This window comes from Psychrobacillus vulpis (genome assembly GCF_006861825.1).
GTDB classification, from domain to species: Bacteria; Bacillota; Bacilli; order Bacillales_A; family Planococcaceae; genus Psychrobacillus; species Psychrobacillus vulpis.
Genome location: NZ_VDGI01000003.1, coordinates 34,791 through 54,589, shown reverse-complemented (window position 1 = coordinate 54,589; position 19,799 = coordinate 34,791). Strand labels below are relative to the sequence as shown.

Here is a 19,799-nt window from a genome sequence, read left to right as displayed (position 1 = left end):
ACGGGGCATAATCCGAAGATACTTACTAGCTTTATTCAGTGTCTTTGCTCCAAAGTGATAATCTAAAAAAGTTTCATTGCTTGAGCTTTCACCATCCCCAAGTCGCTTATTCGAAATCTAATTTAGACGTCTTTTTCAACGCATGTTTATTTGATATGAAATTATTATAGGAAATGTAGGTCCATCAGTCAAGAAATGTATTAGTCTTCTGTAGCAGAAATACGATCTATTGTAGTAGTATCGACATCATACTCCATTAAATGATTCCAATCATCTGTATTGATTAAGTCTAATTGAGCTTCTACTAGCATTTTAAAGCGATTCCGGAACACTTTAGATTGTTTTTTCAACTCTTCAATCTCTAAAGCAATCCTTCTAGCTTTTGTAAGTGCTTCGTTTACAATTCGATCTGCATTTTTTTCTGCTTCTTTCACAATTAGCTTCGCTTCTTTTTGTGAATTACGTCGAACCTCTTCCGCTGCTTCTTGTGCGACAACAATAGATTTATGTAAAGTCTCTTCAATTGATGTGAAATGCCCTACTTTTTCGCTTGACGATTTCAACTTTGTTTCAAGATCCTTTTTTTCTTTTATAAGAATCTCAAGGTCTTTCATAATTTGATCTAAGAATTCATTTACTTCATCTTCGTTGTATCCTCTAAATCCTTTACTGAATTCCTTGTTATGTATATCAAGAGGTGTTAATGGCATATATTCCATCTCCTTTACTTTGGCTATCATTCTTACATTCTATTATACCTTCACTATAGAGTGAAAACATCATAATTCGAACATTTTTACAGATTATTTAATTTTTTTGCTCTAACCTTCCAATTTGAAGTCGTATTTTGTCTTTTTTTGTTCTACCTTCAATCATTAATAACTTGACTCTACCTAATCCTCTTATAGAAAGTAAGTCTAATTCTTGAAGTTCCAAAGATATTTGATCTTTCTCGGCCCAGTTCACCTTAACTTTACCTCCTTGAATGAAAGAGGAGGATTTTTGTCTCGATATATTAAAAACAGCAGAAATTACAGTATCTAATCTTAAGGAACTAACTGTAAGAGCTTCAGTATGCCATTCCTCTTTCTGTAAAATATACTTAGATGGGTCGTCCACAACTTCAACCTGTACTTTTACTTTTCCAATGGACGTTAAGTTTGCTCTAACGTAGTCGATCACTTCAGCTGCCACAACAAATTGAACGATCCCATCTTCTACTCGAATATCCCCAAACTTACTTCGATCGATTCCGAGAGACATTATAGATCCTAATACATCTTTATGGAGTAGCGTAATAAATTTCATAGGATAATTCACTTCTACTACAACCATCGCAAACTCCTCATTAGTTGGGGCATAATAGGAAGGATATAATAAGACTCTATTTCTTTCTGCATCATCCAAAACACCTTCTGTACGGGATTCAATATCTTCATATTGTCTACGTATAGAATCTACAATGAATTGCTGTCTTGGATCTAAAAAATCTGTTAACTTTGGTGCATAACGATCCTCTATTTCCCGCATCATATTTACAACTTGTTCAATAAAAGGCTGTTCTTCTTTTCTAAAGTGTTGTAGTACATTTTCCATGTTAATATTCCCTCTCAGATATAGTAAAAAACCTCACTTTAGTGAGGTTTCAGACTGTTGACAAACGCTTTCATTCTTCGTTGCTTGCGCTCGTTGTAAGCTCATGAACTTAAGTTCTATTCGCTTCCGCCTCGCGCTTCTGCGCCTCGACTGACAAGCGTTTTCAAGTCAGTCTGAAGTGATACCTTCGAAAACTTAATTTTTCTACTACATGAAACCTCACTTTAGTGAGGTTTAGAGATATACTATTAATGAAAAAATCCCTTTTCTCGCAAGATTTAAAACAAATATTGCAACAATCGGAGAGATATCAATCATTCCCAGTGGCGGAATGATCTTTCTAAATGGATCTAAATATGGTTCACAAATTTTCCCTAATAATCGTCCAAAACTTGATTCCTGTATGCTAGGTACCCATGACATTAAAATGTAAATTACTAATGCGTACGTATACAGTACAACTGCTTGATTTAACAATGTTAATACTAATACCATAATAATTATTACTCCTCTATTAATCTAGGTCGTTGTAATAATAGTCCGATATTGCTCCAGCTACTTCTACGGAATCTGGTGCACAAAGGAAAATATCCGTACCTATTCTTTGTATGTCTCCACCTAAAGCGTACACTGTTCCACTTAAAAAGTCGATTATTCTTATTCCTTGTTCTTTGTCAATTCGTTGTAAATTTACAATAACGGCTTTTTTACTCTTCAAATGCTCTGAAATATCTTGAGCTTCTGCATAGACACGCGGCTCGATTAAGATTACTTTAGATGACTTTTGTACATTTTGAATGCTCACAAGATTAGTTGCAGCCATTTCCTTTTGTGTTGAATTAATTTTTTTATCTTTTACTGCAGGCTGTTTTACATTTTGCTGTCTCATTTGATTTTCCACTGATTTTTGTTGTTGAGGTTTTGGCTGTTGTCCTGTTGAAGTTTCTTCCTCTTCATCTAGGTAGAAGAAATTTTTCATCCAGTCTTTCATGCTCATTTAATTTCCACCCTCTCTTTACCGACTAGTGCTGTTCCAATTCTTACATATGTTGCGCCTTCTTCTATTGCAATTTCATAATCTCCAGACATTCCCATCGATAATTCTGTACAAGGTGCATATGGTATTTGTTGTCCAGCAATTTTCAATTGTAACTTTTTTAAGTTGCTGAATACTGTACGAATAACGGATTCATCTTCTGTAATCGGTGCCATCGTCATTAATCCAATAACTCGAATTCGAGAATATTTTTCAAGATTTTTTATAAAATCTTCTACAGCTTCCATTGATAATCCATGTTTCGATTCCTCTTCTGAAACATTTACTTGTACAAAGCAATCCTTTGTAGAAACCGCTCTCTTTTCTATTTCATCTGCTAAACTTAGTCGATCCAATGAATGCAAAATATCTACATCATTTATCACAGATTTCACTTTTCTCGTTTGTAGTGTCCCTATGTAATGCCATTTAATATTATTCTTAATGGCATCCAGTTTCTTTTTTAATCCTTCAGGTCTATTTTCACCTAAATGCGTAATACCTGATTGAATTACTTCTTCGGTTCTTTCTACGGATACTTCTTTTGTAACAGCAATAATAGTAACTTCCGAAGGGTTACGATTCGAACGTGTACAAGCATCGTTCACATTATTAGTAATTTGATTTAAATTTTGTTGAACATTTGTCATGTATAAACCAACTTTTCATCATTTGTTTCTGTTTATTGTATCAATGAAAGGCTGTTTTATCAATGCTGAATCAATCTTGTTACATATTTTTTGCAACAATAATAACATCTTTTCCAATTATAGCTATATTTTGAACAGCAATTTTTTTAGTTTCCCTTTTTTTGTTAAAAAATGTTGGGTAGGCCCCTTGAGCTTCTACGAGGAATGACACGATGAATCCTGTTTCCTTGTCAATTTCAGCATCCACTATATACCCTAGTAATTGGCCACTGCTTGCTTCAATTACTTCCTTTTGTTGCGCCTCAGAAAATTTCATCTTTAACCTCCTTTACTCATTATATGAACGACAAACAAAAAAACGCTTTTTCTAAAAAGAAAAAGCGTAACAGTCAATTTTATTTATAATGAAATAAGAGTGAAAGCAGTTAATTTCCGCTGCGGCGTGGGCATAGCTTTAGCCTACTCGATTGCCATACTCAAGGGCACTGAAAAAGTGCCATTCAAATAAATTAATAGTCCTAAGAGAATTTATCGCTTTGGCATTCGCTTTCCGCGGGCGATCGACGAGCCTCCTCCTACGCTTCGCTTCGTGCGGGGTCTCGTCTGTCTCGCTTTCCCGCAGGAGTCTCATGCGTCGTGCTAAATTCTTTTAAATGAAATACAATAAATAGTTCCTATAAATATAATAATTTTGAGTTTTTCAGTAGCCTCCTTCGCTGCGCTGCGGATGTCTTCGGCTAACGCTATTCCCGCAGGAGTGTCGCTTTTTTCAACTATTTTCTAGAAATGAAAAGTATTTATCTTAACGAATAGACAGTTTTTTAGTGCCCTCTCCTGCGGTAAGCGATTGGTAAGCTTCGGAAATCATAACCCATCCTATATAAATACAAAAAGACTGTAGCTAACATATTTTTAGAGTTAGTCTACAGTCTGAAACGCTTTTTCTAGAAAGGAAAAGTGTTAAGATTCTTTCGGATTCAATTGACTTTGAATAGTGGACAATGCGCTCTTTTCTAAACGTGAAATTTGCGCTTGTGATAGACCAAGATCTAAAGCAATTTCAGTTTGTGTGGCACCATAATAAATTCGTTTTGTTAAGATTTTCTTCTGTCTAGTATCTAATTTTTGGAAGGTTTCCTTTACTGTAAAATATGTGACCCACTGTTCTTCCGATACATCATTATCACATAATTGGTCCATCATATAGATAGCATCGCCCCCATCACTAAAAATGGGTTCTTGTAACGAAACAGGATCTTGTATAGCGTCTAATGATAATAATATATCTTCCACTGGAATATCCAACACTTTAGATAAATCATCTAATGTAGGTTCTTGTAAATGATCATTAATATACTGTTCCTTTGCTTTCATCGCTTTATATGCGATATCTCGTAGTGACCTAGAAACTCTTACAGAATGATGGTCACGCAGATGTCTTTTTATTTCACCAATTATCATAGGAACCGCATACGTTGAAAAGCGAACATTATGCTTTAAGTCAAAATTTTCAATGGACTTAATTAGTCCAATACAGCCAACTTGGAATAAGTCGTCTGCTTGTTCCCCACGATATGCAAATCGTTGAACAAGACTTAATACTAATCTTAAATTACACATAACTAACTCATCTTTTACCGAATCTTCTCCAGCCTGTAAACGAATAAATAGTGCTTTCATTTGTTCATGGGAAAGTAAAGGAAGCTTTGATGTATCGATGCCGCATAATTCTACTTTTGTTCTCGTCATAGATCTTCCTCCGGACTTTTTAATTGTTCTTAGTCAGTTTGTCCGGTAGTTGGAAGTTTATTCGAAAGCAGATTCATCCAATTTCACCCATCAAGCTATAGGTTCATTTAGTAGCTCTTTTAAATCTAAAATTATTTTTTTCTCTAAGCGTGAAATATATGATTGAGAAATCCCTAAATGATCCGCAACTTCTTTCTGCGTCATTTCTTCTCTCCCATTTAATCCGAAGCGACATTGCATTATATACTTTTCTCTGTTTCCGAGTAGATTAATTGCCTCAAAAACATGTTGACGTTCCAACTTTTTTTCCACATCTTCAATGATTAAATCTTCACTTGTACCTAAAATATCGGATAAAAGCAATTCGTTTCCATCTGAATCGGAATTTAGAGGTTCATCGAAGGACACTTCTGATTTCATTCGATTCGTTTTACGCAAGTGCATCAATATTTCGTTTTCAATACATCTTGATGCATACGTTGCTAATTTTATACCTTTATCTAAATTAAATGTTTCCACTGCTTTTATAAGTCCAATAGAACCTATACTTATTAAATCTTCTATATTCGTATTTGTTTGGTCAAATCTCCTAGCAATATACACAACGAGTCTTAAATTTCGCTCGATTAAAACATCACGTGCATATTCGTCTCCATCCATAAAAGCAAGGAGCATTTCTCTTTCTTCATCTCTGGATAATGGTTTAGGCAGCGATTCGTTACCACCAATATAGTGGACTCCACTTCTTTTAAATGAAAGAAACCAATAATAGATACGACGAAAAAACTTCAACAACATTATCCGACACTCCTTTTCTTCAGATGGTAATATGAGGAGCTATGTAATATTCCTTCTGCTCCATGTGGAAATTTATCTCTCAGCTTTGTCATGACAATATATCCTTTTGGTAATTCTTGTTCCTTTATAGTCCATCGATCGTACTTCATCCCAATGACCCAGGTTTTTTCTTGCTGTATAGTGGAAATTGGTATTAATCGCAATTTGCTGGAATATTCTATTGGTAGATTGTCCAATCCAACTCTTTTATCAAACTTCCAATCACATAGAGCTTGAAACAACGAATCGGGGATAATATCTTGTAATACTTCAGCGGCTACAAAATGCACGGGATCGTTGGAAAGTGGTTCTTTGCAAACATTACCTGAGTCAATAAAAAGAGTTAGTTCCTTAGTTTGACCAAATAACATCAAATTGGAGGTAAGTAACAATTCTCTTTCTGAATGAGCTATATGAATTTGCAATACATGTTTGGTTAAGAAATATAATCCCCCTGTTACAATCAACGCAAAATTCACAATCATAAAGAGATTGCTACTTCGACTGTATAAAGGTGCAATTGCTGTTAATAATCCTCCAGCAAATAGACTAGCAAGTAATGTTAACGAAATGGCTTTGACGATTTGCGTTCGTTTTCTCCAAAATGCAATCCCAATCATCAGAAAGAAAGATAAAAAAACAGTAATGATTTGGTGAGAGAAAGTTACTGTAATAACTCCAGCAGTAAAAGCAGAAAGAAACAAATATCTTTTTTTGTTTTCAATCCAGCCAATCTTGTTCGCAAATGCTAATACGGTGTAGTTGAAAAAAGTATTGGTCGCAATCATTACTTCTGCGTACATAGCTCTCCTCCTTTGCCTAAATCGTAGCATGACTTTTATAAGAAACTTGTCAAATGAACGGTGCAAATCATTCTTTTTTTACGACAATTATTGCATAAGAATTATGAACAAAAGCGCAAGAGCTTCTTAAGTGCATCTTCTATTCATCGTTTCTAGCTTGCTTTTGACAGCACGTTGGCCACCTTATTTCCGGATAAGCATTAAGAGGAACGAGAAGTGGTAAACCACTTTCCGTTCTCTTTTTCGGTAATCCTATGGCAGTCGTTTGTCCGTCGCCTGTATAAGGAACGTCTGGAGCAAAAAATAGAGGGGATCAAACACAATCTTCACTTTACTATTCTAGTTTTAGAAAATCGTTGAAAAAGGCTCCACTCCTGCGGGAATAGCGTTGGTCGAAGACCCACAGCGAAGCGAGGAGCGCACTGAAAAACTCGAATTAGTATTTTGATAGGAACTATTTGCTGTATTTATTTAAGAGAATTTTGCGCGACGCATGAGACTCCTGCGGGAAAGCGAGACAGTCGGAGACCCCGCACGAAGCAGAGGAGGCCACTGAAAAACTCAAAATTATTATTTTTATAGGAACTATTTGCTGTATTTATTTAAGAGAATTTAGCGCGACGCATGAGACTCCTGCGGGAAAGCGAGACAGACGAGACCCCGCACGAAGCGAAGCGTAGGAGGAGGCTCGTCGCTCGCCCGCGGAAAGCGAATGCCAAAGAGCTAAATTCTCTTAGGACTATTTGATAGATAATTTATATGAATGACACTTTTTCAGTGCCCTCAAGCAGAACGAAGGAGGAGGCTCGTCGCTCGCCTGCGGAAAGCGAGTGCCAAAGCGATAAATTCTCTTAACGACTATTTGAAAGAAAATTTATTAGAATAACACTTTTTCAGTGCCCTCGAAGCGAGGAGGCTGAGGGAACGCCCGCGGAAAGGGAGGCCACTGAAAAAGTCCATATAGTTTCACTTTTAATGTAGTTCCCCCGTAGTTTTCCGAAGCTTACCGCTCGCTTTCCACGGGCGAAGAATTTAGCCTCCTCGTCGCAAGCTCCTGTGGGGTCTAAATTACTACGCTTTCCCGCTGGAGTCGAGTGGACGCTTCTCCAAACAACACATAGTTTCACACAATTCCTTCCTTCTCCATTATAATAAAAGTACTAATATGCAGGTGGTGCTTCCTATGATTTCAAACCAAGAAACCCTCAACTTAAGCCCGTTCTNTAGACACGGGTATGATGTAGCATCATCCGCGGGTCTATTCGGTATACAGATGCAAGGTGCAATGGCAATCTTTGCAGTAAATCTGAAAAGAATTATGAGCCTATTGAAGGAAGAAAAGTAAAAAAAAACAGGAGAAAAAGGCAATTTTTCGTTCAAAATCGAACGAAAAATTGTCTTTTTTGATGGCGAGTATATAAAAAAATTAAAAGCTAAGGTTTTTCAGTGCCCTCCCTTTCCGCGGGCGTTGTCTCAGTCTCCTCGCTTCGCTGCGGGGTCTTCGACGAACGCTATTCCCGCAGGAGTGTCGCCTTTTTCAACGATTTTCTAGAAATGAAAAAGTATTTATCATAACAAATAGATTGGTAATAAGAATAATCTTGAGGTGATGAAAAACGATGAGCGGACCAATTAGAGGTAATTGCATTGGAACAAATTGTTCTGCAAGACTATTTAGTAAGTAAATTGGATGTTACGATTGATTTAAAGTTCTAGTTAATGATTGAGATATATTGAATAAAATTAAGAAAAATTTTAAAGGCAGTTGGAATGTGCTCATTCCAACTGCCTTTTGTCTTCAATCTGAGCTGACACTTATTATCTAAGTATCAGCTGTTTTATTATATAAATACTTATTTAGAAGCTAATTTTTCAAGCATGTCTTTTGTCATCGCATCTAAATCATATTGATAAGTAAAGCCCCACTCTTTTTTAGCTGCAGTAGCATCAATTGAGTCTGGCCAGCTATTTGCTATCGCTTGGCGAACAGGATCTACATCGTAGTCTAGTGTAAACGTTGGAATAACTTTTTTAATAGAAGCTGCGATTTGCTCTGGCTCAAAGCTCATTGCCGTTACGTTAAATGCATTTCGGTGAATTAACTTAGAACTATCTGCCTCCATTAAGTCCACAATCGCTTGAAGAGCATCTGGCATATACATCATATCCATGTATGTTCCTTCTGCAATGTATGATGTGTACTTCCCTTCTTCTAACGCTTTGTAATAAATGTCTACCGCGTAATCGGTCGTACCTCCACCAGGTAATGTCTCATTGGAAATCAATCCCGGGAACCTTACTCCACGTGTATCTAAACCAAACTTGTGAAAATAATAATCGCAAAGTAACTCCCCTGATACTTTGTTTACACCGTACATAGTTGTTGGACGCTGAAGCGTATCTTGAGGTGTGTTTTGTTTTGGAGTAGAAGGACCAAACGCTCCAATCGAGCTTGGTGTGAAAAATTGCATGTTTAATTCACGTGAAGTTTCTAAAGCATTCATCAATCCACCCATGTTTAAATTCCAAGCAAACAAAGGCTTTGCTTCTGCAGTTGCTGATAATAGAGCTGCCATATGCATCATGGTATCCGCACCAAAATTCTTAGCAATCTGATGCATTTTCTCTCCGTCTGTTACATCTAAAATTTCAAAAGGTCCGCCTTCTGTTACAGCAGATGAGCTATGTCTTATATCCGTTGCAAGTACATTTTCGGCACCATATTCTTTGCGAAGTTTCGTTATTAGTTCGGAACCAATTTGACCTAAAGCTCCAGTAATCATTATCTTTTTCATGATATTTTCTTCCTTTCAGAAACAAATGTATTTTTGGAAAGAACATTATATTAATAAAATCATTGATAAATCAAGGTTTTTCTAGATTATATTATATGCTGTTCATTCTAAAAATACAATAAAAAGAGATTTCACAGGTTTTGGTATAATAAAAAGAAAAAAGAGGTACTCTATGAAAATATTTCGTTATTTGTTAACCTTCCTATTTGGTGTAGCACTTACAATAGCAATGCTTCGGTTGGACTTACCTATTTGGTTTATTTATATTTGCGTGGTTATACTTTTACTTCTGATTATGGTGGCAACACAAATATATATCGTTTATAAATCAAATAATATAAAACGCATCGAACAATATTTAGAAAAAAATAAACGGAAACCCATTTTTGCCTATCCACTTGCAGTGAAAACCGGAGATTCCGATAAAATAATGGAATCAATTCAAACGATACTAGATAAACATAAACAATCTTATATACAAGAGGTTTATAAAACCAATTTAGCATTATATGAAAATAATGTTTCTAAAATTGAACAACTCGCGAGACAAATTAGTAAAGAACCTCTTCGAACATATTACATGGCATATGCTGAAGCATTAAAAGGAAACTTCGAAGAAACACGTGCATTAAAAAAGAGCTTGCCTGTCCTTTGGATGCAACATGCAATTGAAGCGATCATTGCGAAAGAACAGAGAGATTTGAATAGATTTCGTGAAGAAGCAGATGCTGGCGTTGCGCATGCGAGAGGAATTCAGAAGTTTAACCTTTTATATTCTTTTCAACATATGGAAAGAAATAGTTTATGAGAAAAAGCAGCCGGAACTCGGCTGCTTCTTTTTATGAATTAGGTGGATACCCAACGTATTATTTCTTCTTTTTTTAGTTAAGTTTATCCATATTTTCTGCAATAATTTCTGCAAATATATTTACCGTTCTATATTCTTCTTCCAATGTATTTTCAATCCCACCGACTTCCAGCAGTACTGATTGTTTTAGAAGTTCTTGATTGTAGGTACTTTGCTGGCTTACGTTTTCATTAGATTTTTCTAATATTCCTCTTGATAAACCTGGATACTTTTCTTCCAATTTAGTATGAAGAAGTTTTGCAAATTCCAAATTATCCTTGTAGTTACTATTTGAGCGAGAAATAATAAATGAAATCCTAGCATAATCAATTCCATTAAGTGTTTGAGTTGTAACATTCCTGTTACTTGAATCTCTGTGTATATCAAATGCCATTTTAATACTTTTATTTCTTTTTAATGCGTCTTTTAGAACTTCTCCGGATATTATATAAGACTCATTAGAATATAATCCTCTTTCTTCCAATATTCCGTTTACATTACTGTTATCTTGGATGGAATTAATATTTTTTTCTTTTAATGCTTCATTCAATTTATTTCCAACAAGTGTAATATTTTTTGTATCATGAAATACTTCACTTGGATTATTTTTATTAGTTTCCGACAAAAATCCTTCGGTATTGTGAGTATGATAGATAAAAACTAATGGTTCCTCATCATCCACCAATGATACCGCATTATTTTCTCTAAAAGAGTTGAGAGTAGTCATTACCATTGCTTTTCCATCAAATAAGAACAACCATGATACGGAAAGGATAAATAATATTACTCCACTGAAAGCAAAAGATAAGTGTTTCCCCATTCTTTTTCTATTTAGTTTTTTTGCAGTTTTTCTAAGTTTATGTTCCGTTGATTCAATAAAATCTTTGCTTGGGTTTAGGGGATAGGTTTCTTTGATTAGATCAAATAATTCTTTATCAGTTTGCATTTCCTACTACCTCCTTTGCATCTAAAAACAATTTATTCTTCAAAATTTTTAATGCTCTGTGGTAATCTACTTTAACTTTTGATTCACTACATTGAAGAATTTGGGAAGTATCTTTAATAGAAAATTCATTTATACCTCTAAGTATGACAACCATCCTATAATTAGGCTTTAACATCGAAATTGCTTCATGTACTAATTTCTTCATTTCACTTTGTTCCATTAGTTCATTTGGTCCCTTGTCTGTTGATATTAGCTGATTAAAAAAACCATCTTTAAAAAATGTGGTAAATCTTTTCTTCCTGTAGTGATCTACAGCTACATGTTTTGCTATTGCAAATATCCAAGTCTTTAAATTGTAGCTACTATTGTAGAGGGATATGTTGTTCAGAACACGTATAAATACCTCTTGGGTCATATCCTCCGCATCACTTTGATCTCCTGAAAAACAAATAAGGAACCTGTAAACATCCAAATAATGATTTTTATAGATTTCACTGATACTTCCCTCAAAATCAAACAAATGTCTCCCTCCAATTTTGTATTCAACTATTATTCGTTTGTAGTAATAAAAAAGTTACAATAATATTTCCCAATTAAAAAAGCAGAGTTCATCAGACTCCGCTCTTTAACAATTAAATGGATTTTTTCTGTTCTATATTAATTCAATAAAAGAGATAAAAATCCCTTTCGATTTACTAGCACTTATTAATTTTAGCTGCTCAATTGTAAAAAAACATCCGAAGCCACTATGGACTTCGGATGTTTCTTTTAGTTAATTACCCCAAGCTCTTTACCAACTTTCTCGTAAATAGCTAAGGCATCGTCTAGCATTTCTTTTGTATGTGAGGCTGTTGGCATGTTGCGAACGCGGCCAGTGCCTTTTGGTACTGTAGGGAAGACGATTGATTTTGCGTATACGCCCTCTTCAAAAAGTCGTTTAGAGAATTGTTGTGTTAGCTTTTCATCTCCGATAATACATGGAGTGATTGGTGTTTCGGATGCACCGATATCGAAACCAAGCTTTGATAATCCTGCTTTTAAATAGTCCCCGTTTTCCCAAAGCTTATCGTGAAGCTCAGTTGAATCGATGATCATTTGAACTGCTGCAGTGATGGCTGCTACATCTCCTGGTGGTAATGCAGTCGAGAATAAGAACGGACGTGAGCGAACTTTTAGCCAGTCGATTAAGTCCTTCTTCCCTGCTACGTATCCACCTACAACACCGATTGCTTTCGATAAAGTACCGATTTGGAAGTCGATTTCTTTTTCCAAGCCGAAGTGCTTCACTGTTCCTTTTCCTTTACCAGTTACGCCAGAACCATGAGCGTCATCTACATACGTGATTAAGTCAAACTCTTTTGCGATTTCTACGATTTCTGGAAGCTTTGCAATATCTCCATCCATAGAGAATACACCGTCTGTAATAACCATTACTTTATTGTATAAACCAGATTCTGTTGCTTGTTTAGCTTTTGCACGTAAATCTTCCATATCCGAGTGATTAAATGGAATGATTTTTGCTTTTGATAATCGGCAACCATCAATAATGGACGCGTGGTTTAATTGATCTGATAAAATCGCATCGTTTTTATCCATTACAGCAGAAATTGCTGCCATATTACAGTTGAAACCTGATTGATAAGAAATCGCAGCTTCTGTTCCTTTGAACTCTGCTAGTTTTTGTTCTAATTTAACGTGAAGGTCTAATGTTCCGTTAATAGTACGAACCGCTCCAGCTCCAACTCCATACTTGTCCACTGCGTCTTTTGCAATTTGTTTAAGTTCTGGATTCGTTGCAAGGCCTAAATAGTTATTAGAAGATAAGTTAATAAGTTCAGAACCACGAACTTGAATCTTCGCACCATTCGCTCCTTCTACTGGATCGATTTCGTTATACAATCCTTGGCTTTTAAGATCGTTTAGGTTTTCTGTTAAAAAATTGTTTAATACGTTTGACAAGGTCATCTTCCTTTCAAGCGAAATAGTCTTTTCTAGTTTAGCATGAATCCTCTTAAAAGAGTAAGCTTCTGTGTATATACTAGTTCCAGACGTATTCAGTGTTCTTGTACATAGTATAGTATTTTTTCTTATCCTTCACTACCGTAAATAACTGTAAGATTCGAATGCTTTAGCAATTGACTTGCTGGAAAATCTTCAGTAATGGTACCTCTGTATAACCGCTCTATCGCTGCTACTTTTTTATCTCCGAAGGCGATTAGTACAATTTTTTTAGCATTCATAATCGATTGAATCCCCATTGTAATTGCTTGTGTCGGTACATCCTCTAGATTTTCAAAATACCGAGCATTTTCTATACGTGTCGATTCTGCAAGATCTACTATATTCGTTAAGGATGTGAATGGAATTCCAGGCTCATTAAAAGCAATATGCCCGTTTACCCCTATTCCTAACAACTGTAAATCAATACCACCCGCTGCTTCAATGCTTTTATCATATCTTAAACATTCCTCTTCTAGATTAATTGCATTACCATTTGGCAGGTGGTAGCTTTCTTTTGGTACGTCCACATGCTGAAATAGATTTTCTATCATATAAGTAGCATAACTAGCAGGGCTACTAGAAGGAATACCAACATATTCATCTAAGTTAAATGACGTCACTTCTTCAAATGAAATTTTCCCCTCTTGATAGCTTTTCACAATTTCCTTATAAAAGCCAACAGGGCTACCTCCAGTAGCAAAACCTAATACACTATTAGATTTGTTTTGTAATTGTTTTACAAAAATTGAGCTTGCAATCTTACTCATTTCTTCATATGAGCCCACTTTAATCCACTTTACCGTCTCCTGTTCAATCATTTTAGCTCGCAAACCTTTCTTTTTTTAATTTGCAGAGTAAACTAACTTCCCTTTACAAAATGTATAAATTACTTCAAATTCATTATTTAAAAGGACAATGTCTGCATCCTTACCGACTTTCAAGCTTCCTTTACGCTCGAAAATGCCCAAGCAATGCGCAGCATTTGATGAGGACATTTTCATTAAATCTACTATTGGTGCATTTACCAATCGAGATATTCTTTTTAATGCATCATTCATCTTTAAAACACTGCCTGCCAGTGTACCATTTTCCAATCTTGCTTCATTTCCTGTTACTCTCACCTTTTGGTTTCCTAACGTAAATTCACCATCAGACAAACCTTTTGCACGCATTGAATCTGTAATCAATATCATTCGATCTGCACCGATGATTTTATAAATAAGCGTCAACATATCATCGGAGAGGTGAATACCATCTGCAATCACTTCACACAAAAGGTTTTCGTTTAAAAGTCCTGCACCAACAACACCAATTTCACGGTGATGGAGTCCACTCATAGCATTCGCATAATGCGTTAATTGTGTCAGTCCATTCTGCATCGCTTCAGTAATCTCTAATGATGTTGCTTTTGTATGACCTGCTGAAACTATAATGCCATGATTGGATAAATAGCGCGTAACATCATAATTTGTATCTTTTTCGGGTGCTAATGTTACTATTTTCAAATGTTCTAACTGTTCTCCAAACCATTTTTCAATGACGGACTTTGATGGGTTACATATATAATCTAAGGGCTGCGCACCTGCAAACTCTTTATTAATAAAAGGTCCTTCTAAATGTATGCCGAGCATTTCAGCTCCTTTAGATTCTGTTAGAAGTTTCATGTTTACTTTAATTGCTTTTTGAATATTTTCAGGTGCTTGTGTCATTGTTGTCATTAAGAAAGAGGTCGTCCCTTCCTTAGGCAGATACTCCGCAATTCTATTGGTAGCTTCCTTTTCTCCATCCATAAAATCTGCACCCATAGCACCATGGATATGGATATCAATAAAACCTGGAAGTGCTAATAACGATTGCCCATTCAATGTCTTTCCCCGATAATTTGGAAAGGATTCCTCAGTAATTTGAGCAATCTTACCGTTTCTAATTAAGATGTCCCCATTCATTAATTGACCATTTTCTAAAGCAATTCGAATATTTTGTATCAAAATTTCAGTCACTTTATCCACCTTGTCGAACTTTCTTCATTTGGTGACTGCTTTTGTATTGTTCATTAAATTTTCTTACAAATACGGAGCTAATTGGTGCTTTTAAAGAAATTAATCCAGCAATGATTGCGCCTCCAGCTGGTGGAATAAGCGGCTTCATAAATGAAATATTTAACTGTGATATCTTCGCTAACTTCTCTAATTTCGGAATAAACAAATCTGCTTCTAAAAATACCCCACCCGATAAAACAACCATTGTTTCTTTATCTTTTAGTTTCATTTTGCTATGACAAGCTTTAATAGATATGAATAAATCTTCGCAAGCTTTTTGAATGATTAATTGTGCCATTACGTCGTTATTTAAGGCTTCTTCCACTGCATAAACACTCAATGGAGCAATAATCGAACGGGGATGTTCACCACCATAAACTTTTTCAATTATGTCTGGAACTGAACTAACATTAAAATGACTTATCAATCTGTTAGTCAATGAAGTGGCTAAGCCTCGTCCATCGAATGCTTTAAATACAGCTTTTATTACCCCTATCCCTAAATCGTAACCGCTACCCTCGTCATCAAATATATATCCCCATCCTGCAGTACGAAATAATTCATGTTGCTCGTTAATACCTACCGTTATAGCACCAGTCCCAGCAATTTGAACAATTCCTTCACTTCCTAATGTTCCTGAATATAAGGCATTAACTGCGTCATTTGCTATTAATATCTCTGTCTTTGATGGCAAATATCGCTGTAGTGCATGCTGAAGCATTCCTTCATAGTTACCTTCTCCAACACCAGCCATACCAGCGTAACAACAGGAAAGCTCATTAAATACATTCGGATTTTGACTTTGAATGTTGAGAAGTACATCTTGTATTACTTTCTCAAATTCTTGCTTTGTCATTGCAGTTGGATTACTTCGTCCAACTATAAGTTGGCTATAAATGTTCCCATTCTCATCAGCAATTACAGCAGAAGTTGTTGTGCCACCACCATCAATTCCTAATACGTACATGTCCCCATCTCCATTCCAAAAAATCCTTTCCTACTTATCCCAAATAAAATAGGATGATCTAAAAAGTTGTTTTAAACTACTTTTTTGAGTCACCCTTACTTTTTTTCCTATATACACTGAAACCACACGGAAACTTATACAAGGGTCAATTGTTCCTCGATTGTTCCAACTTCGATTATCTTTTATCTTTAATTTATATCAAATAACGAATTTTGCGCTTGGATTGCCGCTCCAAGGACAACACCTTGACTACCTAAACTAGAATGGACAATATGTAAGTTCTTTTTAATTGGTTCCCACATATACCTTTCACATTTTTCTTCAATTTGTTGTTTCATTTCGGGCATTTTATCGATTAAGTTTCCGCTTAATATAATGCATTCAGGTTCGTATAAACACGCAAGATTGCTTATAGCCAGGGCAATATAAGTCGCTGTACGATCCAAAATATTAAGCGCCCACGATTCTCCATCTCTAAACGCTACGAACACTTCATCTATTGAAGAAATGTCCTTCATTTTCTTCGCATCAGCAAGTATAGCCCCTTCTGAAATATATGTGCATAAGCACCCGAATTTTCCACAACTACATACATTTCCATTTGGATCTATAACTGTGTGACCAATTTCTCCAGCATTATTAGATTCTCCACGATGCACTTCCCCATTTAGAAGAATTGCTGAACCAATACCCGAACCAATACCAACTAAGATGGAACTTTTCGAATCCTTCGCTTTCCCTACCGTGTTTTCAGCAATAATTTTCATTTTTAATTCATTATCTATCACAACATTTAATGACGTTAACTTACTTAAATCACGTACAAGATGAACATCTTTCCATCTTAGTTGCTCTGCAACTCTCACAATACCATTCTCATAATCAATAGAACCCGGAAGTCCTACCGCTAATCCAATAATTTTTCCCACAGGAATTGCATTTTGTTCAATAATATTTTTCACTTTATCATTAATATTTTGAACTGTTTCTTCATATGACTCTAGTGGGTTTCTTACATAGGTTTGCAAATCAATCATTCCACCTACATAATTCACAATGCCAATTTTTAAAACAGCTTTATCCAATTCTACCCCGATAGTGAATAAGACATCACCACATACATCAAGTAAGGTAGCCTTTCTCCCAACACCGGAAGTAACTAATTTGGTTTCCTTAACAAACCCTTGTTCCTGCAACTCACCAACAATTCGAGTAATAGATGTAGGACTCATTTTCGTATTTTTTGAAATTTGCATTCTAGAAATAGGCGCCATATTTTTGATTAATTCAAGTACGTACGTTTTATTTTGTTTTTTCATTAAGATTTGGTCTTGTTTTTCCATCAATTAACCTTCTTTTTTGGAGATTAGTTTATTACTAATCAACCAAGCATTATTTACATACCTAAACGCATGAAATAATTTATCTTTTCAATTATTAATGGCATGCTAATTTTATAATAAAGCACATCCATTTATAAATCTATAAGGAGAAGCCTATACTGGATTTCTCACAGATAGGCTACAGTCATTCCTAGGAAATAGATTTTGTTATAAACCTGACTAGTTTTTAAACTTCTGAATATAGTGCACCGCATCTGTAATGTCTTTGACTGGATCAAGATTTACTTCCCGCTCAATCGTTAAATATCCACGATAATTTATTTCTTTCAACGCATCGAAGTAGTTCGTGAAATCCACTTGCCCTTTCCCCAATGGCATTTCTCGAAAATATTCACCAGAGGAAACCATTTCAGCAATTTTAGCATGGTCTACTCCTCCACCATATCCTAAGTATCCATAAACATCTCGAGGATCAACAGCTTTTATTTGAATACCATCTTTTACATGTGTATGGACAATGTAATCCTTAAGTAGTTTTACCCCTTCTACCGGATCATCTCCTGTCACCATTACCATATTAGCCGGATCAAAGTTAACAGAAACACCGTTTGTGGTAAGACTGTCCAAAAATGTTTTTAATCTATTAGCTGTTTCAGGACCTGTTTCAATCGCAAAAAATGCATCTAGTCTTTTCGCATATACACCTAGTTCCTCGCATGCAATTTGCATTGACTCGTAGATCTTGCTATTTTGATTTTCAGGTATTATTCCAATATGGGTAGTAACTATATTTGTTCCTAAATCTACTGCTAAGTCTAGAATACGTTTCGATTTTTCAACCTTTTCTTCATTGAGAGCAGCATCCTGAAAGCCACGTCCTCCTAAATCGCCACAAAGTGCTGAAATTTCTAATCCTATTGAATCTAGGTAATTTCTTAACTCTTTTCGTGTCATAGGGCTCATATTTTCCGGTGCCATTCCCCCATCTACTGCATAGATCTGAACACCGTCTGCTCCTATTTCCTTCGCTTTTTTTAAACCTTCATAAAGTGGCAATCTTAGACTATCTACAATTACACCAATTTTGTTCGATAATTTGACTTGTAAGCCCATTAAGAAAAAATCACCTCACACTTTTTTTCCGCAGCTTCATAAATACCTTCCAACATCCTCATAATTTCCACTCCATCTTCAATTGGAGCAACTGGCTTCTCACCCGTTAAACAGCTATTTACAAATGAATCAATTTCACTTTGAAATGCTTTTTCAAAATCAAAAGATAAATGATCCATCTGAGGATGTATATTTAAAATCGTATTATTTTCTTCACTAACGATAACCAATTCAGGCTCTAACTCAGCCCCACCCTCTGTTCCAAACAGTTTCACGTTAATTTCATCTTTTTTGGCGTGCAAAGTGAATGAAACATCTACAAAAAGAGAAGCCCCATTTTCAAAGGTAATAAGAGCATTAGCTAAATCTTCTACCGTATTTTTGGATTTATCGTAATCAGCCGCTTTATAAAAACTTAAATTTTCTACATTTCCTCTGTTGCCCAGGTTACTATAAGTATTTCCAGAAATCGACTTTACTTTTGGTCGCCCCATTAAATACCAACAAATATCTATCACGTGAACACCTAAATCAATTAGTGGCCCTCCGCCAGATCTTTCTTTATCAGCAAACCATCCTCCTGGATTTCCAATACGTCTTAGACATGAGGCTTTTGCATAGTAAATTTCCCCTAACTTACCTGCATCAATAAACGATTTTAAGACTTTTGTATTTGTCGCAAATCTTCTCACAAAGCCTACTTGTAACACTTTTCCGGACTTTTCAACAGCCTCTTGAACTCTAAGTGCTTCTTCCACATTTAGAGACAATGGTTTTTCTACAAGTACATGTTTTCCACTATTAAGTGCTGCAATGGAGATTTCTGCATGTGTATTGTTCCATGTACAAATGCTTACTGCGTCCACCTGTGGATCTTTAAATACTTCATCTAAGCTTGGATACACATGTGAAACTCCATATTGAGCAGCTTTTTGCGTAGCTCTTTCTGTTACATAATCGAAAATTCCGTGTAGGATAATGTCTGGGTTATTTGCATATGACTTGAAATGAAAATCTGATATTGATCCTGTTCCTATTATACAAACCTTTAGTTTTTTCAAAGTTATATCCCCTTTA

The 19,799-nt window shown here is 35.6% G+C and carries 20 protein-coding genes and 1 other annotated feature (1 of these 21 only partly in view); of the genes, 1 reads left to right on the top strand and 19 read right to left on the bottom strand.

Annotation, left to right across the window (positions count from 1 at the left end; genetic code table 11):
• Positions 1–148 (bottom strand) — a binding site (T-box leader); it reaches 77 nt to the left of the window's first position.
• Between the two features lie 52 nt (positions 149–200).
• The 10 genes from FG384_RS04260 to FG384_RS04215 all read right to left on the bottom strand — a co-directional run bounded on the left by FG384_RS04260 (position 201) and on the right by FG384_RS04215 (position 9,466).
• Positions 201–710: a DivIVA domain-containing protein gene (locus FG384_RS04260; RefSeq protein ID WP_142641350.1), complete on the bottom strand. Its 510-nt coding sequence runs from the start codon at positions 708–710 to the stop codon at positions 201–203.
• Positions 711–807: 97 nt separating this feature from the next.
• Complete coding sequence (locus FG384_RS04255; protein ID WP_142641349.1) at positions 808–1,596, bottom strand: YlmH family RNA-binding protein; 789 nt, start codon at positions 1,594–1,596, stop codon at positions 808–810.
• 234 nt (positions 1,597–1,830) lie between these two features.
• Positions 1,831–2,091, bottom strand: a complete 261-nt coding sequence (locus FG384_RS04250) for a YggT family protein (RefSeq protein WP_142641348.1) — start codon at positions 2,089–2,091, stop codon at positions 1,831–1,833.
• 19 nt (positions 2,092–2,110) lie between these two features.
• Complete coding sequence (locus tag FG384_RS04245) at positions 2,111–2,593, bottom strand: cell division protein SepF (protein WP_142641347.1); 483 nt, start codon at positions 2,591–2,593, stop codon at positions 2,111–2,113.
• Positions 2,590–3,282 carry a YggS family pyridoxal phosphate-dependent enzyme gene (locus FG384_RS04240; protein ID WP_142641346.1) on the bottom strand — a complete coding sequence of 231 codons (693 nt, stop codon included), beginning with the start codon at positions 3,280–3,282 and terminating at the stop codon, positions 2,590–2,592. The genes FG384_RS04245 and FG384_RS04240 overlap by 4 nt, the downstream gene beginning before the upstream one ends.
• Positions 3,283–3,361: 79 nt before the next feature.
• Entirely contained in the window at positions 3,362–3,598 is a 237-nt protein-coding gene (locus FG384_RS04235; protein WP_142641345.1) for a PRC-barrel domain-containing protein, read from the bottom strand.
• 644 nt (positions 3,599–4,242) lie between these two features.
• Positions 4,243–5,031, bottom strand: coding sequence for an RNA polymerase sporulation sigma factor SigG (sigG, locus tag FG384_RS04230; protein ID WP_142641344.1), 789 nt, complete (start codon positions 5,029–5,031; stop codon positions 4,243–4,245).
• A 90-nt stretch (positions 5,032–5,121) separates the two neighbouring features.
• Positions 5,122–5,829: an RNA polymerase sporulation sigma factor SigE gene (gene sigE / locus FG384_RS04225; RefSeq protein ID WP_142641343.1), complete on the bottom strand. Its 708-nt coding sequence runs from the start codon at positions 5,827–5,829 to the stop codon at positions 5,122–5,124.
• Positions 5,829–6,671, bottom strand: coding sequence for a sigma-E processing peptidase SpoIIGA (locus FG384_RS04220; RefSeq protein WP_166462378.1), 843 nt, complete (start codon positions 6,669–6,671; stop codon positions 5,829–5,831). Before FG384_RS04220 ends, sigE begins: the two co-directional genes overlap by 1 nt.
• Positions 6,672–8,524: 1,853 nt before the next feature.
• Positions 8,525–9,466, bottom strand: coding sequence for an L-threonine 3-dehydrogenase (locus tag FG384_RS04215; RefSeq protein WP_142641341.1), 942 nt, complete (start codon positions 9,464–9,466; stop codon positions 8,525–8,527).
• A gap of 172 nt (positions 9,467–9,638) precedes the next feature.
• Here FG384_RS04215 and FG384_RS04210 point away from each other — a divergent pair, with 172 nt between their 5' ends.
• Complete coding sequence (locus FG384_RS04210) at positions 9,639–10,274, top strand: hypothetical protein (protein ID WP_142641340.1); 636 nt, start codon at positions 9,639–9,641, stop codon at positions 10,272–10,274.
• 73 nt (positions 10,275–10,347) lie between these two features.
• Here FG384_RS04210 and spoIIP read toward each other — a convergent pair whose 3' ends face one another.
• From spoIIP to FG384_RS04165, 9 genes are all read right to left on the bottom strand, one after another.
• A complete protein-coding gene (spoIIP, locus tag FG384_RS04205) occupies positions 10,348–11,259 on the bottom strand; it encodes a stage II sporulation protein P (protein ID WP_142641339.1) in 912 nt (303 codons plus the stop codon).
• Positions 11,249–11,779 carry an RNA polymerase sigma factor gene (locus FG384_RS04200; RefSeq protein WP_142641338.1) on the bottom strand — a complete coding sequence of 177 codons (531 nt, stop codon included), beginning with the start codon at positions 11,777–11,779 and terminating at the stop codon, positions 11,249–11,251. The genes spoIIP and FG384_RS04200 overlap by 11 nt, the downstream gene beginning before the upstream one ends.
• 248 nt (positions 11,780–12,027) lie before the next feature.
• Positions 12,028–13,224, bottom strand: coding sequence for a glycine C-acetyltransferase (locus FG384_RS04195; protein WP_420849940.1), 1,197 nt, complete (start codon positions 13,222–13,224; stop codon positions 12,028–12,030).
• Positions 13,225–13,346: 122 nt separating this feature from the next.
• On the bottom strand, positions 13,347–14,078 hold the full coding sequence (nagB, locus tag FG384_RS04190; protein ID WP_142641336.1) for a glucosamine-6-phosphate deaminase: 732 nt from the start codon (positions 14,076–14,078) through the stop codon (positions 13,347–13,349).
• Between the two features lie 24 nt (positions 14,079–14,102).
• Entirely contained in the window at positions 14,103–15,260 is a 1,158-nt protein-coding gene (gene nagA, locus FG384_RS04185; RefSeq protein WP_142641335.1) for an N-acetylglucosamine-6-phosphate deacetylase, read from the bottom strand.
• A 1-nt stretch (position 15,261) separates the two neighbouring features.
• The gene (locus tag FG384_RS04180) at positions 15,262–16,266 is read right to left on the bottom strand and encodes an N-acetylglucosamine kinase (protein WP_142641334.1); all 1,005 of its coding nucleotides are present in this window, start codon (positions 16,264–16,266) and stop codon (positions 15,262–15,264) included.
• A 188-nt stretch (positions 16,267–16,454) separates the two neighbouring features.
• Positions 16,455–17,609 carry an ROK family transcriptional regulator gene (locus FG384_RS04175; protein ID WP_142641333.1) on the bottom strand — a complete coding sequence of 385 codons (1,155 nt, stop codon included), beginning with the start codon at positions 17,607–17,609 and terminating at the stop codon, positions 16,455–16,457.
• A gap of 219 nt (positions 17,610–17,828) precedes the next feature.
• Entirely contained in the window at positions 17,829–18,722 is an 894-nt protein-coding gene (locus FG384_RS04170; RefSeq protein ID WP_142641332.1) for a sugar phosphate isomerase/epimerase family protein, read from the bottom strand.
• Entirely contained in the window at positions 18,722–19,783 is a 1,062-nt protein-coding gene (locus tag FG384_RS04165) for a Gfo/Idh/MocA family protein (protein ID WP_142641331.1), read from the bottom strand. Before FG384_RS04165 ends, FG384_RS04170 begins: the two co-directional genes overlap by 1 nt.
• Positions 19,784–19,799: the final 16 nt, after the last annotated feature.

Bases quoted from the DNA above. Each gene is read 5' to 3' on its own strand.
- FG384_RS04250 (WP_142641348.1), bottom strand. From the start codon at position 2,091: ATGGTATTAGTATTAACATTGTTAAATCAAGCAGTTGTACTGTATACG.
- FG384_RS04215 (WP_142641341.1), bottom strand. From the start codon at position 9,466: ATGAAAAAGATAATGATTACTGGAGCTTTAGGTCAAATTGGTTCCGAA.
- FG384_RS04235 (WP_142641345.1), bottom strand. From the start codon at position 3,598: ATGAAATTTTCTGAGGCGCAACAAAAGGAAGTAATTGAAGCAAGCAGT.
- FG384_RS04170 (WP_142641332.1), bottom strand. From the start codon at position 18,722: ATGGGCTTACAAGTCAAATTATCGAACAAAATTGGTGTAATTGTAGAT.
- spoIIP (WP_142641339.1), bottom strand. From the start codon at position 11,259: ATGCAAACTGATAAAGAATTATTTGATCTAATCAAAGAAACCTATCCC.
- FG384_RS04220 (WP_166462378.1), bottom strand. From the start codon at position 6,671: ATGTACGCAGAAGTAATGATTGCGACCAATACTTTTTTCAACTACACC.
- sigE (WP_142641343.1), bottom strand. From the start codon at position 5,829: ATGTTGTTGAAGTTTTTTCGTCGTATCTATTATTGGTTTCTTTCATTT.
- FG384_RS04240 (WP_142641346.1), bottom strand. From the start codon at position 3,282: ATGACAAATGTTCAACAAAATTTAAATCAAATTACTAATAATGTGAAC.
- FG384_RS04180 (WP_142641334.1), bottom strand. From the start codon at position 16,266: ATGTACGTATTAGGAATTGATGGTGGTGGCACAACAACTTCTGCTGTA.
- FG384_RS04255 (WP_142641349.1), bottom strand. From the start codon at position 1,596: ATGGAAAATGTACTACAACACTTTAGAAAAGAAGAACAGCCTTTTATT.
- FG384_RS04210 (WP_142641340.1), top strand. From the start codon at position 9,639: ATGAAAATATTTCGTTATTTGTTAACCTTCCTATTTGGTGTAGCACTT.
- FG384_RS04260 (WP_142641350.1), bottom strand. From the start codon at position 710: ATGCCATTAACACCTCTTGATATACATAACAAGGAATTCAGTAAAGGA.
- nagB (WP_142641336.1), bottom strand. From the start codon at position 14,078: ATGATTGAACAGGAGACGGTAAAGTGGATTAAAGTGGGCTCATATGAA.
- sigG (WP_142641344.1), bottom strand. From the start codon at position 5,031: ATGACGAGAACAAAAGTAGAATTATGCGGCATCGATACATCAAAGCTT.
- FG384_RS04195 (WP_420849940.1), bottom strand. From the start codon at position 13,224: ATGACCTTGTCAAACGTATTAAACAATTTTTTAACAGAAAACCTAAAC.
- FG384_RS04245 (WP_142641347.1), bottom strand. From the start codon at position 2,593: ATGAGCATGAAAGACTGGATGAAAAATTTCTTCTACCTAGATGAAGAG.
- FG384_RS04175 (WP_142641333.1), bottom strand. From the start codon at position 17,609: ATGGAAAAACAAGACCAAATCTTAATGAAAAAACAAAATAAAACGTAC.